The 15,664-nt window shown below is 68.5% G+C and carries 9 protein-coding genes; 1 reads left to right on the top strand and 8 read right to left on the bottom strand.

The window, feature by feature from the left end; translation table 11 throughout:
- Positions 1 to 300: 300 nt before the first annotated feature.
- The 6 genes from KF892_20290 to KF892_20315 all read right to left on the bottom strand — a co-directional run bounded on the left by KF892_20290 (position 301) and on the right by KF892_20315 (position 7,472).
- The gene (locus KF892_20290) at positions 301 to 1,311 is read right to left on the bottom strand and encodes a 2-dehydropantoate 2-reductase (protein MBX3627360.1); all 1,011 of its coding nucleotides are present in this window, start codon (positions 1,309 to 1,311) and stop codon (positions 301 to 303) included.
- A complete protein-coding gene (locus KF892_20295) occupies positions 1,308 to 2,813 on the bottom strand; it encodes a tripartite tricarboxylate transporter permease (GenBank protein MBX3627361.1) in 1,506 nt (501 codons plus the stop codon). Before KF892_20295 ends, KF892_20290 begins: the two co-directional genes overlap by 4 nt.
- On the bottom strand, positions 2,813 to 3,313 hold the full coding sequence (locus tag KF892_20300; protein ID MBX3627362.1) for a tripartite tricarboxylate transporter TctB family protein: 501 nt from the start codon (positions 3,311 to 3,313) through the stop codon (positions 2,813 to 2,815). The genes KF892_20295 and KF892_20300 overlap by 1 nt, the downstream gene beginning before the upstream one ends.
- A gap of 42 nt (positions 3,314 to 3,355) precedes the next feature.
- On the bottom strand, positions 3,356 to 4,381 hold the full coding sequence (locus KF892_20305; protein MBX3627363.1) for a tripartite tricarboxylate transporter substrate binding protein: 1,026 nt from the start codon (positions 4,379 to 4,381) through the stop codon (positions 3,356 to 3,358).
- A 67-nt stretch (positions 4,382 to 4,448) separates the two neighbouring features.
- Positions 4,449 to 5,969, bottom strand: a complete 1,521-nt coding sequence (locus tag KF892_20310; protein MBX3627364.1) for an AMP-binding protein — start codon at positions 5,967 to 5,969, stop codon at positions 4,449 to 4,451.
- 141 nt (positions 5,970 to 6,110) lie between these two features.
- Positions 6,111 to 7,472: a hypothetical protein gene (locus KF892_20315; protein ID MBX3627365.1), complete on the bottom strand. Its 1,362-nt coding sequence runs from the start codon at positions 7,470 to 7,472 to the stop codon at positions 6,111 to 6,113.
- 231 nt (positions 7,473 to 7,703) lie between these two features.
- On the opposite strand from KF892_20315, the gene uvrA reads away from it, so the two are divergent.
- On the top strand, positions 7,704 to 13,448 hold the full coding sequence (uvrA, locus tag KF892_20320; GenBank protein ID MBX3627366.1) for an excinuclease ABC subunit UvrA: 5,745 nt from the start codon (positions 7,704 to 7,706) through the stop codon (positions 13,446 to 13,448).
- A 9-nt stretch (positions 13,449 to 13,457) separates the two neighbouring features.
- On the opposite strand, the gene KF892_20325 is transcribed toward uvrA, so the two are convergent.
- Positions 13,458 to 14,675: a PQQ-dependent sugar dehydrogenase gene (locus tag KF892_20325; GenBank protein ID MBX3627367.1), complete on the bottom strand. Its 1,218-nt coding sequence runs from the start codon at positions 14,673 to 14,675 to the stop codon at positions 13,458 to 13,460.
- Positions 14,676 to 14,695: 20 nt separating this feature from the next.
- Positions 14,696 to 15,619 carry a Tim44 domain-containing protein gene (locus KF892_20330; GenBank protein ID MBX3627368.1) on the bottom strand — a complete coding sequence of 308 codons (924 nt, stop codon included), beginning with the start codon at positions 15,617 to 15,619 and terminating at the stop codon, positions 14,696 to 14,698.
- Positions 15,620 to 15,664 lie beyond the last annotated feature (45 nt).

Below are 15,664 nucleotides of genomic sequence, written 5' to 3' on the forward strand. Positions count from 1 at the left end.
AGGCGATGCGAAGCGAGCCGTATCGCACCGCGTCCCGTGGGTGGCGTCGAGGAGCGCAGGGCTTGAGGGGCGCGCGCGTCAGCGCGCATCAACCACTGACTTCGCGCCGCCTGTCTGAACGTAGCGCCCTGCGGGCGCGAAGTGAGTTCGGCGCGGCCCCTCAAGACCGAGCACCGCAGAGCAGTCCGGCCTCTGGCCGGACCGCCACCGTCGGGTCGCCTTTTCTTGGTTACTTCTTTTGGCGAAGCAAAAGAAGTAACTCGGCCGCCGGGCCGAGACCCGGCAACCCGCCACGCAGTGTCAGCCCACAGCCTGCACAGCCAACCTGCCCTTCGCCTCAGCCAGCGTCTTGCCCAAAAGACCGGCCAGCGCATACACCGCATCAATCGTCGGCGTCGGCGTCCCGGTGATCCGCCCGAGCTCCCGCACGCTGCCCACCAGCGCCTCGAGTTCGAGCGCCCGCCCCGCCTCCACGTCTTGCAGCATCGAGGTCTTGTGCGCACCCACAGCCTCGGCCCCGGCGATGCGCTTGTCGAGCGAGATCTTGAACTCGACCCCGAGCTTCTCGCCGAGCGCCTGCGCCTCGCGCATCATGTTGGCCGCCAGCTCCCGCGTGCCAGCATCGCGGCAGATGTCCTGCAGCGTCGCATGCGTCAGCGCGCTGATCGGGTTGAAGCTCAGGTTGCCCCAGAGCTTCACCCAGATCTCGCCGCGGATGTCCTTGCTGACCGGCGCCTTGAAACCGGCCTTCATCAACGCCTGCGACAGCGCCTCGATGCGCGGGCTGCGGCTGCCGTCGGGCTCGCCGAGGGTGAAGCGGTTGCCCTCGATCACCTTCACCACGCCCGGCGCCACCAGCTCGGCCGCGGGGTAGACCACGCTGCCGATCACCCGCTCGGGCTCGATGTGGCGCGCGATCACGCCGCCCGGGTCGACGCTTTCCAGTTGGCGGCCTTCGTAGGGGCCGGCGAGCTTGTGGAAGTACCACCACGGCAAGCCGTTGATCATGGTGACGACCATCGTCTCGGGCCCGAAGAGCGCGCGCAGCTCGGGCAGCAGGTCTTTCACCTGGTGCGCCTTCACGGTGAGCAGCACCGCATCTTGCGGGCCGGCGTCGGCCATCGCCTGCACGGCGCGCACCTGCATGGCGTGCTGCTCGCTGCCGTCTTCGGTGATCAGCCTGAAGCCGTTGGCATTGATCGCCGCGAGGTTCTTGTTGCGCGCGATGAAGGTGACGTCTTCACCGGCCAGCGAGAGCTTTGCGCCGAGGTAGCCGCCGATGGCGCCGGCGCCGACGATGGCGATCTTCATGCCACGGCCTCCTTGGGCTTGAAGTAGCCGCGCGCCGAGCCGAGCAGCGGCCACAGCAGCAGCGCGACCGCGAGGCCCGCGATGCTGCCGACCAGCGGGTTGGCCCAGAAGATCGACAGGCTGCCTTGCGACAGCAGCATCGCCTGGCGGAAGCTGGCTTCCGCCATGTCGCCGAGCACCAGCGCCAGCACCAGCGGGGCCAGCGGGTATTTGAGTTTCTTGAAGAGATAACCGAGCACGCCGAACACCATCATCATGATCACGTCAAACATGGCACTGTGCACCGTGTAGGCGCCGATCGCGCAGATGACCACGATCACCGGCGCGATGACGGAGAACGGGATGCGCAGGAAGCCGGCCCAGAAGGGCACGGTGGTGAGCACCACCAGCAAGCCGACGATGTTGCCGGTGTACATCGAGGCGATCAGGCCCCAGACGAAGTCCTTGTGCTCGACGAAGAGCATGGGCCCGGGCTGCAGGCCCCAGATCATCAGGCCGCCGAGCAGCACCGCCGCGGTGGGCGAGCCGGGGATGCCGAGCGTGAGCATGGGCAAGAGCGCCGAGGTGCCGGCCGCGTGCGCTGCGGTCTCGGGCGCGATCACGCCTTCGACGTTGCCCTTGCCGAAGCCCTGCGCGTCTTTCGACATGCGCCGCGCCATGCCGTAGCTCATGAACGAGGCCGGCGTGGCGCCGCCCGGCGTGATGCCCATCCAGCAGCCGATGGCCGTGGAGCGCAGGAAGGTCAGCCAGTATCTGGGCAGCGACGCCCAGGTCTCGAACACGACCTTGAGGTTGATGCGCGCCGTCTTGCCCTTGAAGGCGAGGCCTTCTTCCATTGTGAGCAGGATCTCGCCGATGCCGAAGAGGCCGATCACCGCGATGAGGAAGTCGAAGCCCTTGAGCAGCTCGGGCTGGCCGTAGGTCATGCGCAATTGGCCGGTCACGGTGTCCATGCCGACGGCGGCGAGCGCGAAGCCGAGCATCATGGCCGCGATCACTTTCGCGGGTGGCTCCTTGCTCATGCCGACGAAGCTGCAGAAGGTGAGCAGCTGTACCGCGAAGAACTCGGCCGGGCCGAACTTGAGCGCGAACTTCGCGAGCAGCGGCGCGAGGAAGGTGATGAGCAGCACCGCGAAGAGCGCGCCGACGAACGACGAGGTGAAGGCCGCGGTGAGCGCCTGCGCCGCCTGGCCCTTCTGCGCCATCGGGTAGCCGTCGAAGGTGGTGGCCACCGACCAGGGCTCGCCGGGGATGTTGAAGAGGATGGAGGTGATCGCCCCGCCGAAGAGCGCGCCCCAGTAGATGCACGACAGCATGATGATGGCCGACGTGGGGTTCATGCTGAAGGTGAGCGGCAGCAGGATGGCGATGCCGTTGGCACCGCCCAGGCCGGGCAGCACGCCGATCAGTACGCCGAGCGTGATGCCGATCAGCATGTAGCCGAGGTTGGGCACGGTCATCGCGACCGCGAAGCCGTTGAGCAGGTTCGAGATCTCTTCCATCAGAACCCCAACAGGCGTTCGATCGGGCCCTTGGGCAGCGGCACCAGGAACCAGCGTTCGAAGACGAGGAAGAAGGCCAGCGGCACGCCCACCGACACCGCCGCGGTGAGCGGCCAGCCGAACTTGCCGTAGCGGCGCATGAAGTAGGCGATGAGCACCAGCGACGACACGTAGAGCCCGAGGAAGGCGATGCCCCCCACGTACACCACCATCGGGATCAGCATCGCGAACACGGTGGCGAGCTGCGAGCGCTCGGCGAAGAGCGGGTGCGCCTCGCGCCACTTGAGCAGCGTGGTCGCGAACACCCAGCCGCTCGCGCCCAGCAGCAGGAGGCCGATGCGGAACGGGAAGTAGCCCGACTTCGGCCCGTCGTCGCCCCAGCCGATGCCGGTGCGGAGGCTGTCGACGATGACGAAGCCGGCCAGCACCATCAGGAAGCCCGCCAGCGCGAGCTCGGGGCCGCGGGTGCTGGGGCCGGGTTGGTGGTGTTCTGGATCCATGTTCCTTCTCTCCCTTCCGCCCAGGCCGGCTGGCACTTGCGATCAGTTCGTGGCCAGGAACCCGGCTTCCTTCATCAGCACACGGTGCAGCTGCTCGTTCTTGCCCAGCCAGTCGACGAACTCGGGGCCGGACATGACGGTCTGTGTGAACGCGCCCTTTTCCATGAAGGTCTTCCACTCTGGCAGAGCGCGCACCTTCTGGAAGAGGTCGACGTAGTACTTCACCTGGTCGGGCGTGACGCCCGGCGGCATGAACACCCCGCGCAGCATCAGGTAGTCGACCGGCAGGCCGGCCGAGGTGCAGGTGGGCACGTCTTGCCACGACTGGGTGGCGGTCACCTTGGCGGGGTAGGCGAGCGGCTTCTTGTCCATCACGCACAGCGGGCGCAGCGCGCCCGAGCGCCAGTGCGATTCGGCTTCGATGGGGTTGTTGACGGTGGAGTCGATGTGTTTGCCCACGAGCTGCACGGCCACGTCGCCGCCGCCCTTGAGCGGGATGTAGGTCATCTTCTTGCCGGCGGTCTTCTCCATCAGCACGGTGATGATCTGGTCTTCCTGCTTGGAGCCGGTGCCGCCCATCTTGAAGGTCTTGTCGGGCTGCGCCTTCACCGCGGCGAGGTACTCCTTCGGCGTCTTGTAAGGCGACTCGGCGTGGACCCACAGGATGAAGTTGTCGAGTGCCAGCATCGACACCGGCGTGAGGTCGCGCCAGTTGAAGGGCACGCCGGTGGCCAGCGGCGTGGTGAAGAGGTTCGACAGCGTGATGACGATCTTGTGCGCGTTGCCCTTGTCGCCCTTCACGTCGAGAAAGCCTTCGGCCCCCGCGCCACCGGCCTTGTTGACGACGACGATCGGCTGCGCGGTGAGCTTGTTCTTGGCGGCCACGCCCTGGATGAAGCGCGCCATCTGGTCGGCGCCACCGCCGGTGCCGGCGGGCACCACGAATTCGATGGGCTTGGTCGGTTCCCAGGCGTGCGCGGCGTGTGCCGTGAGGGCCAGGGCAGCGGAGGTCAAAACAGACAGGCAAAGTTTCTTCACAGCGTTTCCTCTTCGATGTGTCGTTGCGATATGTCGTCGTCCCGCCCGCGCTTGCGGGCACCTGCTGCGGCTGCCCGCTCTGCGGCGGGCTTGGGCATCAAAGGCCGAGCTTCTGGGCCAGGCCGATCCGTTGCAGCTTGCCGGTCGCCCCCTTGGGAATTTCTTCCATGAAGAGGATCTTCTTCGGCACCTTGAACTCCGCAGCGCGTGTGCCCACGAAGTCCTGCAGTTCACGTTCGGTGGCGGTCTGGCCTTCCTTCAGCACCACCACCGCGGCCACTTCTTCGCCGAGCTTGGGGTGGGGCATGCCGAAGCACACCACCTGGTTGACGGCCGGGTGGTCCATCAGGATCTCGTCGACCTCGCGCGGGCTCACCTTCTCGCCGCCGCGGTTGATGATCTCCTTCAGGCGGCCCGTGAGGCTGATGTAGCCCTCGGCGTCTTTCGTGCCCTGGTCGCCGGTGCGGAACCAGCCATTGAGGTAACCCTCGGCATTCGCCTTGGGGTTGTTCTCGTAGCCGAGCGTCACGTTGGGGCCCTTGATGACGATCTCGCCGATCTCACCCGCGCCGAGCAGCTTCCCGTCTTCACCCATGATCTGCACCTCGGGGCCCGCCGGCAGGCCCACGCTGCCGGGCTTGCGCGGCAGCGGCGGCAGCGGGTTGGAGGCCATCTGGTGCGTGGCCTCGGTCATGCCGTAGGCCTCGATCAGCGGAGCCTTGAAGATCTCTTCCAGCTCCTTGATCACCTGAGGCGGCATCGACGACGAACTCGAGCGCAGGAAGCGCAGCGGGTGGCGCGCGATCACGTCGAGGTTGCCCTTGGCACGGCCGATGATGGCCTGGTGCATGGTGGGCACCGCGGTGTACCAGGTGGGTTTGGCCTCATCCATCCACGCGAAGAACTTGAGCGCGTTGAAGCCCGGTGTGCAGAAGACCTGAGAGCCGGCCGACAGCGGCGCCAGCACCCCGGCGATGAGGCCGTGGATGTGGAAGAGCGGCATGATGTTCAGGCCCACGTCGTTCGGGGTGAACTGCAGCGTGGTGCGGATGTTCTTCGCCGAGGCGCACAGGTTGGCCACCGACAGGGGCACGATCTTCGGCCGCGAGGTGGTGCCCGAGGTGTGCAGCACCATGCCCACGTCTTCCGGCTGGCTGAAGCCGCCGTTCGTGGTGGGCGTGGCCGTGCCGGCCTCGCGTGGCTGCAGCGTGAACTGGCCCGCCGGTGCGCCGGCCGGCACCACCAGGTCGAGCACGCGCACGCCGAGCTTCCTGGCCACGTCGATCGCGGGCGAGGTGCTGCCTTGCTCGACGATCAGGGCGCGGGCGTTCAGGTCGGAGAGGTAGAACTCGAACTCGTCGGCGCGGTAGGCCGGGTTGAGCGGCGCGCTGGTCGTGCCGGAGGCACAGGCCATGTAGCAGGTGGCCATCTCGGGGCCGTTGTTGAGCACGATGCCCACCCGGTCGTTGCGGCCCACGCCGAGGGCGTTGAGGCTCGCGAGCGTCGTCTGCACGAGGGCGCGCAGGTCGCGGTAGCGGAGGGCAGGGCGGCCCGGGGCCGAGATGGCGATGGCGCCATCGGCGCCGGTGGAAAGCAGTTGCTGCAGGGTGTCGGGCATGTTCCGCGGGGCCGCTGGGCACGATGGTTCAAATCGAGCCGTATTGTGGGCGGCGGCGGGTGCCCTGCATCACGCGTCAGGGAAGTGGATTCCCTGATACGCCCGGCCGGCCCCCGTGGGCGCCGGCCGGGCAGACGGTCATCAGAGCGCGAGCGCGTTCTTCAGGCTGTCGTGAGCCGCCTTGTTGAGGCGGATCTGGTACGGGAAGAACACCAGGCGGTCTTCCACGGCCGGTGCCGTCGGGTTGGCGACGTAGTACGTGCCCCCCACGACCGCGCCGTCACGCGTGAGCGCGCCGGTGTAGACGTTGCCGTTCAACTCGAAGTAGATGCGGTACGTGACCGTGGACGTCAGCGTGGCCGCAATCGGGCGCGGCGCGTTCGCCACCCACACCGGCACACCGCCGACCGTGGTCAGCACGCCATCGGTCAGGTAGTAGGTGCGGGCGTCGCTCGTCGACGGCATGCCCGAGGTCAGCGCCGCTTGCAGCGTGGTGCCGCTGATGCAGGGGGTGATGTTGGCCGTCACGGTCGCGGCAGCGCAGTCGAACGCGTCGTAGCGGTCGCCTTCATTGGTGGCGGTGTACTTGGTGTACGTGGCGCCGGCCAGGTATTGCGCGCCGGGGGTCAGGATGGCAGGGTTGGACCAGAACGAGTTGAACCATTGCGCCATCTCGGCCGGCGTGGACGCCACCGCACCGCTCAGCGCCACCTTGGAGAAGTCGCTCAGCATGTACGAGTAGGCGACTGTGCTGCCATCGCTGGCGAGGCTTTCGGTGCGGATGCCGCTGCCCACGTAGGTGTAGCGACGCGCTTCCTGCACACCCGGCACGACCAGCACGACGCCGTCTTTCAGGATGCGCGTCGGGCGTGCATTGACCACCGGCAGGGTGGCGGTCATGTTGAACGGCAGGGTCGGCGTGGCGACCTGCGGCCCGGCGGTGAGGGGCGAGGCGCTGACGTTGCTCTGCTCCGAGTAGGCGAAGTTGACGCCGACGTTCTGCGGGCCGGAGTAGTTGAGGTTCCAGCGGACGCGGTACGACGAATCGTCCGTCGCCAGCAGGGTCTCTTCGAGGATCTGCTGGTCGGCGCTCAGCGTGAGCGTGAGCGAGGCCGCGTTGCTCGACACCGTGCCGTGCTTGCCGGCGACGACCACGCTGTACTGCGTGGCGTTGTCGAGGTAGGTCGCAGGCGGGGTGGTGTAGCTGGCGGCGTTGGCGCCCGCGATCACGGCGCCATTGCGCAGCCATTGGTATTGCAGGTCGGTGCCGGTGGCCGTGACCGTGAAGGTGGCGGTGGCGCCGGTGAGCACCGACTGGTTCTGCGGCTGGGCCGAGATGGTGGTGGCGTTGGGGCCGCCGTTGCCGCCACCGTTGTTGCCGCAACCGCCTGCGGCGTTGCAGGGGCCGTGGCCGTGGCCCTTGCCACCGCCGCCGCAGCCGGCCAGCAGGGCCAGCACCAGCGCCGAGCTGGCGCACGCAATCGTTGACTTGGAAAGTCTCATGGAATCCTCCCTCGATCGAGACATGTTGTGGTGTTGCGGCCCCCTCTGGGCGCGCAGCCGGCCGAGTCTATCGGCGCACCTCCCAGAAGTGCACGGGTGTGCGCCTTGTTCCCCCAAGCGGGGGAGTCCGGTGCTGCTGCCGACCAACTGCCAAAGCCCTGTGGCAGGAGCGTGTGAGCACCGGCTCCTAGAATTTCCGCCCCTCCTCGTCTGCGTGCGCCCGTACCTCCCATGACCTCAGGCCTCATCCGCATCCGTGGCGCCCGCCAGCACAACCTCAAGAACCTCGACCTCGACATCCGCACCGGCGAAATGACGGTGGTGACCGGCCCCAGCGGCTCGGGCAAGTCGAGCCTCGTGTTCGACACGCTGTACGCGGAAGGGCAGCGGCGTTACGTCGAGACCTTCAGCGCCTACGCGCGCCAGTTCCTCGACCGCATGGACCGGCCGGCGGTGGAGCGTGTCGACGGCGTGCCGCCGGCCATCGCCATCGACCAGACCAACCCGGTGCGCACCTCGCGCTCGACGGTGGGCACGATGACGGAGCTGAACGACCACCTGAAGCTGCTGTTCGCACGCGCGTCGGAGCTGTTCGACAGGAAGACGGCGCAGCTGGTGCGGCACGACTCGCCCGAGACGATCTATGCCGAGCTGATGGCGCGCACGCAATCGGATGACCCGCGCCTGGTCGTCACCTTCCCGGTCGAGCTGCCGGCCAACACCACGCCGGCCGAGATCGAGCAATGGCTGGCCGCGAGTGGCTTCACGCGGGTGCAGGCCGAGCGCGAGGTGGCGTCGCCCACGGGGCCGCGCAAGGTGCTCGACGTGGTGGCCGATCGATTCCGCATCCAGGGCGTGGAGAAGGTTCGCGCGATCGAGGCGATCGAGATGGCGCTCAAGCGCGGCAGCGGGCGGGTGAATGTGTATGCGCTCCGAACCGAGCCTCAGCAGGACTCCGTTCACCCTGAGCCTGTCGAAGGGCCGAGTGGCCCGGCGCAAGAAAGGCTTCGACAGGCTCAGCCCGAACGGAAAGAAGAGCTGTGGCGCTACTCCACCGGCCTGCACTGCCCCGACAGCGACATCCGCTACGCCGACCCGCAGCCCGCGCTCTTCTCCTTCAACAGTGCGATGGGCGCCTGCGAGGCCTGCCGCGGCTTCGGCCGCGTGATCGGCGTCGACTGGGGCCTCGTGATCCCCGACCACCGCAAGACCCTGCGCGCCGGTGCGATCAAGACCATCCAGACGCCAGCCTGGAAGGAGTCGCAGGACGACTTGTTGCGCCACGCCGCCGAAGCGGGCATCCCGCGCGACACCGCGTGGTCGCAGCTCACCGAGGCGCAGCGGGACTGGGTCATCAACGGCTCGCCGAATTGGAAGGGCCAGTGGAACAAGCAGTGGTACGGCATCAAGCGCTTCTTCGAGTACCTCGAATCGAAGGCCTACAAGATGCACATCCGCGTGCTCCTGTCGAAGTACCGCAGCTACACCACCTGCCCGACCTGCAACGGCGCGCGCCTGAAGACCGAAGCGCTGCTGTGGCGCATGGGCACCCAGGCCGATGCCGACGGCGTGCTGCCGCCCGCGAAGCGTTTCCTGCCGCAGGGGGTGGACTGGTCGCGCGAGCAGCTCGAAGCGCTGCCCGGCCTCACGGTGCATGACCTGATGCTGATGCCCATCGACCGCATCCGGCGCTTCTTCGACGGCATCTCGTTGCCCAGCAGCATGCTCGACGACGCGCTCAAGCTGCTGCTCGACGAGATCCGCACACGCCTCAAGTACCTCTGCGACGTGGGCCTCGGCTACCTCACGCTCGACCGCCAGAGCCGCACGCTCTCGGGCGGCGAGGTGCAGCGCATCAACCTCACCACCGCGCTCGGCACCTCGCTCGTCAACACCATGTTCGTGCTCGACGAGCCCAGCATCGGCCTGCACCCGCGCGACATGGACCGCATCGTCGAGGCGATGCACCGGCTGCGCAATGCGGGCAACACGCTCGTCGTCGTCGAGCACGACCCGGCGGTGATGCTCGCGGCCGACCGCCTGATCGACATGGGCCCGGGCCCCGGCGAGCGCGGTGGGCAGATCGTCTTCGACGGCACACCGGAAGCGATCCGCGACGCCGACACGCTGACTGGCGCCTACCTCGGCGCGCGCAAGCAGGTGGGCATGGGGCTCAAGCGTCTCGTCACCGACAGCACGCCGCGGCTCATCCTCGAAGGCGCACGCGATCACAACCTGAAGAACGTGACGGTCGAGTTCCCGCTGCAGCGCCTGGTGTGCGTGACGGGCGTGTCCGGCTCCGGCAAGAGCACGCTGATGCAGGACGTGCTCTACCCCGCGCTCGCCCGCCACTTCGGCAAGGCGACCGAAACGCCGGGCGAGCACGACCGCCTGCTCGGTGGCGATTGGCTCAGCGATGCCGTCTTCGTCGACCAGTCACCCATCGGCAAGACGGCGCGGTCGAACCCCGCGAGCTACGTCGGTGCCTTCGACGAGATCCGCAAGCTCTTCGCGCAATCGCCGCTCGCACAGCAGCGCGGCTACACCGCGGCGATGTTCAGCTTCAACGCGGGCGATGGTCGCTGCCCCACCTGCGGCGGCTCGGGCTTCGAGCATGTGGAGATGCAGTTCCTCTCCGACATCTACCTGCGCTGCCCCGACTGCGACGGCACGCGCTACCGCGCCGAGACGCTGGAGGTGAAGATCGACCGCCGCCTGCCGGGCGAGGCGATGCGCGAACTGAGCGTGGCCGACGTGCTGGAGCTCACGGTGAGCGAAGCGGTGCAGCTCTTCGCGCAGGACCGCGAGGTGCTGCGCGTGCTGCAGCCCATCCTCGACGTGGGCCTCGAATACGTGAAGCTCGGCCAGCCGGTGCCCACGCTCTCGGGCGGCGAGGCGCAGCGCCTGAAGCTCGCCGGCTTCCTCGCCGAAGCGGCTCAGAGTTCCACCGCAAGCAAGCAGGCCGTGGCCAAGAAGGGCACGCTCTTCATGTTCGACGAACCGACCACCGGCCTGCACTTCGACGACATCGCGAAGCTGATGCGCGCCTTCCGCAAGCTGCTCGAAGCCGGCCACTCGCTGATCGTCATCGAGCACAACCTCGACGTGATCCGCGCGAGCGACTGGCTGATCGACCTCGGCCCCGAAGGCGGCGAGGCCGGCGGCGAAGTGGTCTGCGTCGGCTCGCCCGACGACGTGAAGCAGCACCCGACCTCGCACACCGGCAAGGCCCTCGCCGCCTACGACCGGGCGCTGGGCCTCAACGGCCAACTGCGTGCGGAAGAAGGCCGCCCATTGCAGACCGTGCTGCGCCAGCCCATCGACGAGTCCATCCGCATCGTCAACGCGCGCGAGCACAACCTGAAGTCGATGGACGTCAGCATCCCCCGCGGCAAGTTCAGCGTGATCACCGGCGTGAGCGGCAGCGGCAAGAGCACGCTCGCCTTCGACATCCTCTTCAACGAAGGCCAGCGGCGCTACCTCGAATCGCTCAACGCCTATGCGCGCAGCATCGTGCAGCCCGCGGGCCGGCCCGAGGTGGATGCGGTCTACGGCATTCCGCCCACCGTCGCCATCGAGCAGCGCCTGAGCCGCGGTGGCCGCAAGAGCACCGTGGCGACGACTACCGAGGTGTGGCACTTCCTGCGCCTCTTGTACGTGAAGCTCGGCATCCAGCATTGCGTGAAAGACGGCTCGCCGGTCAAGCCGCAAAGCGCCGAGAGCATCGCCGCGCAGATCGTGCGCGACCACAAGGGCCAGCACGTGGGCCTGCTGGCGCCGCTGGTCGTCAACCGCAAGGGCGTCTACACCGACCTCGCGAAGTGGGCCAAGCAGCGTGGCCACACGCACCTGCGTGTCGACGGCGAGTTCCTGCCGGTCGACCCGTTCCCGCGCCTCGACCGTTTCAAGGAGCACACGCTGGAGCTGCCGGTTGGCGACCTCGTGGTGAGCGCAAACAACGAAGCCGAACTGCGCGCGCTGCTCACGCAAGCCCTCGACCTTGGCAAAGGCGTCATGCATCTGCTCACGCCGCTCGACGGCCTGAAGGGCGCGCTGATGGCGGGCAGCAGCACCAAGCGCATCGGCAACGTGAAGGTCTTCTCCACCAAGCGCGCCTGCCCGACCTGCGGCGCCAGCTACCCCGAGCTCGACCCGCGCATGTTCAGCTACAACAGCAAGCACGGCTGGTGCCCCGGCTGCGTGGGCACCGGCCTCGCGCTGACCAAGGAGCAACGCAAGGCTTACGACGATTCGGTGATCGAGCGCGACGAGCAGGGCCGCGAGCAGAGCTTCCCGGCCGAAGAGGCGGAGGTGGACGGCGTGGTCGACGAGCCGTGCAGCGTGTGCGCCGGCACGCGCTTGAACCCGGTCTCACGTGCCGTGACCTTCGACGAGCACTCCATCGCGTGGATCGCCCAGTGGTCGGTGAGCCAGTGCCGCGAATGGATCGAATCGCTGAAGCTCACGGGGCGCGATGCCGAGATCGCCCGCGACGTCGTCATCGAGATCAAGAACCGCCTCGAATTCCTCGAAGAGGTGGGCCTCGGCTACCTCACGCTCGACCGCGCCGCGCCCACGCTGAGCGGTGGCGAAGCGCAACGCATCCGCCTCGCCGCGCAGCTCGGCAGCAACCTGCAGGGCGTGTGCTACGTGCTCGACGAGCCCACCATCGGCCTGCACCCGCGCGACAACCAGGTGCTGCTCAACGCCCTGCACAAGCTCGGCGACAAGGGCAACACGCTCGTCGTGGTGGAGCACGACGAAGACACCATCCGCCGTGCCGACCACATCATCGACATCGGCCCCAGCGCCGGCAAACGCGGTGGCCGTCTGGTCGCACAAGGCACCGTGACCGAGCTGGCCTCGCATGCCGACTCGATCACCGGCCGCTTCCTCGCCAAGCCGCTGCTGCACCCGCTGCAGCCGCGCCGCGAGATCGCCGCCGACCAACCGCAGCTGCTGCTGCGCGGCGCGAGCCTGCACAACCTGCAGCAGGTCGACGTGCCGTTCCCGCTGCACCGCCTCGTGGCGGTGACGGGCGTGAGCGGCAGCGGCAAGAGCACGCTCGCGCGCGACGTGCTGCTCGCCAACCTGCAGTTCATCAACACCCGAGGCGCCAAGCCGAAATGGCAAGGCTGCGACGGCATCGACGGCTGGCAGCAGATCGACCGTGTGCTCGAAGTCGACCAGACGCCCATCGGCAAGACCCCGCGCTCCTGCCCCGCGACTTACATCGGCTTCTGGGACGTGATCCGCAAGCTCTTCGCCGACACGCTCGAATCGCGTGCGCGTGGTTACGCGCCCAACCGTTTCAGCTTCAACACTGGCGAAGGCCGCTGCCCGGCCTGCGAGGGGCAGGGCATGCGCACCATCGAGATGAGCTTCCTGCCCGATGTGAAGGTGCCGTGCGACGTGTGCCACGGCGCCCGCTTCAACCCCGAGACGCTGGCCGTCACGTGGCGCGGCAAGAGCATCGGCGACGTGCTGCAGATGGAGATCGACGAAGCTGTGGAGTTCTTCGCGTCGATGCCCAACATCGCGCACCCGCTGCAACTGATGAAAGACGTGGGTCTCGGCTACCTCACGCTCGGCCAGCCGTCACCGACCTTGAGCGGCGGCGAAGCGCAGCGCATCAAGCTCGTCACCGAGCTGACGAAAGTGCGCGACGACGTGACGCGCCGCGGCCAGAAGGCGCCGCACACGCTTTACGTGCTCGACGAGCCGACGGTGGGCCTGCACATGGCCGACGTCGAGAAGCTGATCCGCGTGCTGCACCGCCTGGTCGACGGCGGCCACAGCGTTGTCGTCATCGAGCACGACCTCGACGTCATCGCCGAGGCCGACTGGGTGATCGACATGGGCCCCGAGGGTGGGTCCGCAGGCGGGACGGTGGTAGCGGCGACGGACCCGGCCGCGCTCGTCAAGCTGAAGGCCAGCCACACGGGCGCGGCGCTGCGGCCGGTGCTGGCGAGGTAAGGCGCTGGCTCAAGGCCCCGGCGTGAGCTTCCAGACCTCGCCGTCGTCTTCGTCCGTCACGATGAAGAGCGCGCCGGCTGCGTCTTGCCGCACGTCGCGCACGCGCTTGCCGCGCTCGGCCAGCAGCCACTCTTCGGCCACCACGCGCTGGCCGTCGAGGACGAGGCGCACGAGCTTGCGGTCTTTCATGCCGCCGACGAAGAGGTTGCCCTTCCACGCCGGGAAGGCCTCGCCGGTGTACCACTGCGCGCCCGAAGGCGCGATGACCGGGTCCCAGTAGTAGACGGGTTGTTCGAGGCCCTCGCGCGCAGTGGCACCCGAGCCGATCGAGAGGCCGGAATATTCCTCGCCATAGGCGATGAGCGGCCAGCCGTAGTTCTTGCCCTTCTCGATGCGGTTGAGTTCGTCGCCGCCGCGCGCACCCATCTCGACGACCCAGAAGTGCCCCTGCGGATCGAAGGCCGCGGCCTGCACGTTGCGGTGCCCGAGCGACCAGATCTCGGGCCGTGCGCCGGCGCGGTCGACGAAGGGATTGTCGGGCGGCACGCTGCCGTCGGGCTTGATGCGCAGGATCTTGCCGAGGTGGCTGTCCACTGCCTGCGCTTGCGGGCGCGTGGCGCGGTCGGAGCGTTCGCCCATCGTCACGTAGAGCATGCCGTCGGGGCCGAAGGCGAGGCGCGAGCCGAAATGCTTGTCGCCGTCATAGGTGGGCAGGGTGCGCAGGATCACGCGCACCTGCTCCAGCCGCGTGCGGTCGGCCGACAGCACCCCGCGGGCCACGCTGGTGCCGTTGCCGCCGCTGCGGGGTTCCGAGTAGCTCCAGTAGACGGTGCGGTCGCTGGCGAACGTGGGGCTGAGCGCCACGTCGAGCAGGCCGCCTTGCCCGCGTGCGTCGACGGCGGGCAGGCCCGCGAGGGGCGCGCCGAGTTGGCCGCTGGCCGAGACGATGCGCATGCGGCCGGGCTTTTCGGTGACGAGCAGGTTGCCGTCGGGCAGCGGCTCCACCGCCCAGGGCTTGACCAGCCCGGTGGCCAGCACGGTGACCTTCACCGGCGCGCTGCGCGGCGCGGCGCAGGCGCGGGTCTGCCCGGCGAAGGCCGGGCGCTGCGACGTGGCGTTGGCGCTGCGGGTTTCGAGCGGCGCACAGCCGGCAGGAGCCGCCTGCGCCCAAGCCGAGGCCACGAGGAGCGGGGCCGCCAGCAGCCCCGGGAGCGCGCGCGTCGTCATGCGGGCGCGCCTCGCCCCGGTCAGGCCGAGGCTTCGCGTTGCGCGATGCCCGCGATGGCCCACTCGCGGCTGCCGTCGGTCGGCTTGACGAGGTGCCAGACCTCGTCGAAGGGCTCGGCCGCCTGCTCCGACTCTTCGCGGATCAGGCCGTGGAAACGCACGCTCACGATGTACTGGTCGCGCTCTTCGGCGTAGTCGACCACCTCGGCGTCGAGCTGCACCACGTCGGTCTTCTGTGCGGCGCCCTTGCGGTCTTGCAGCTCGAGGCGGAACACCGCAAACATTTCCGGCGTGGAGAACTGGCGCAGGTCGTCGAGGTTGGCCGCGTCGTTGGCCGCCTGCATGCGGATGAAGATCAGCTTGGCGACGCGCACGAAGGCATCGGCGTCGAACCCGGCCGGCACGCGGCCCGCCACCGGCTGCGGCGTCACCACCGGGCTGGTCGAACCGGCAGCCGAGCCGGAGCCGAACGCGGGCGCGCCGTGGCCGGCGAACTGCATGCCGCCCGGCGTGGCGAGAGCCGGCGTGCGCGCCGGGGCCGGCCCGAAGCGGCGCATCAGCACGCGGATGAGGAAGAAGGCCGCGACCGCCAGCAAGGCGATCATGAGGAAGTTGGCCATCTCGGCGCCGAGGCCGAGGTGGCTGAAGAGCGCGGCCAGGCCGAGGCCGGCGGCCAGCCCGGCGATCGGGCCCATCCACGAGCGCTTGGGGGCGGCAGCAGCGGCGGCGGCCGGGCCTGCCGCAGCGGCCGGTGCGGTGGCGTTGGGCGTGGCAGCGGGTGTGGCGGGTGTGGCGGGTGTCGCGGGGTTCGGCTGCTGCGGAGGGGGCGTCTGCCGCTTGAAGCCGGAGGTCGAGCCGCCGCCCAGCCGCTTGGCCTCGACACCTTCGGCCACGAGGCCGAGGCCCGACACCGCGATCAACGTGCTCAGCAGGAAATGTTTCATGGGGGTTCTCATGGTGGTGGGGTGAACGGACGAAGTGCCGAAGCG

This window comes from Rhizobacter sp. (assembly GCA_019635355.1).
In the GTDB taxonomy this organism is placed as follows: Bacteria; Pseudomonadota; Gammaproteobacteria; order Burkholderiales; family Burkholderiaceae_C; genus Rhizobacter.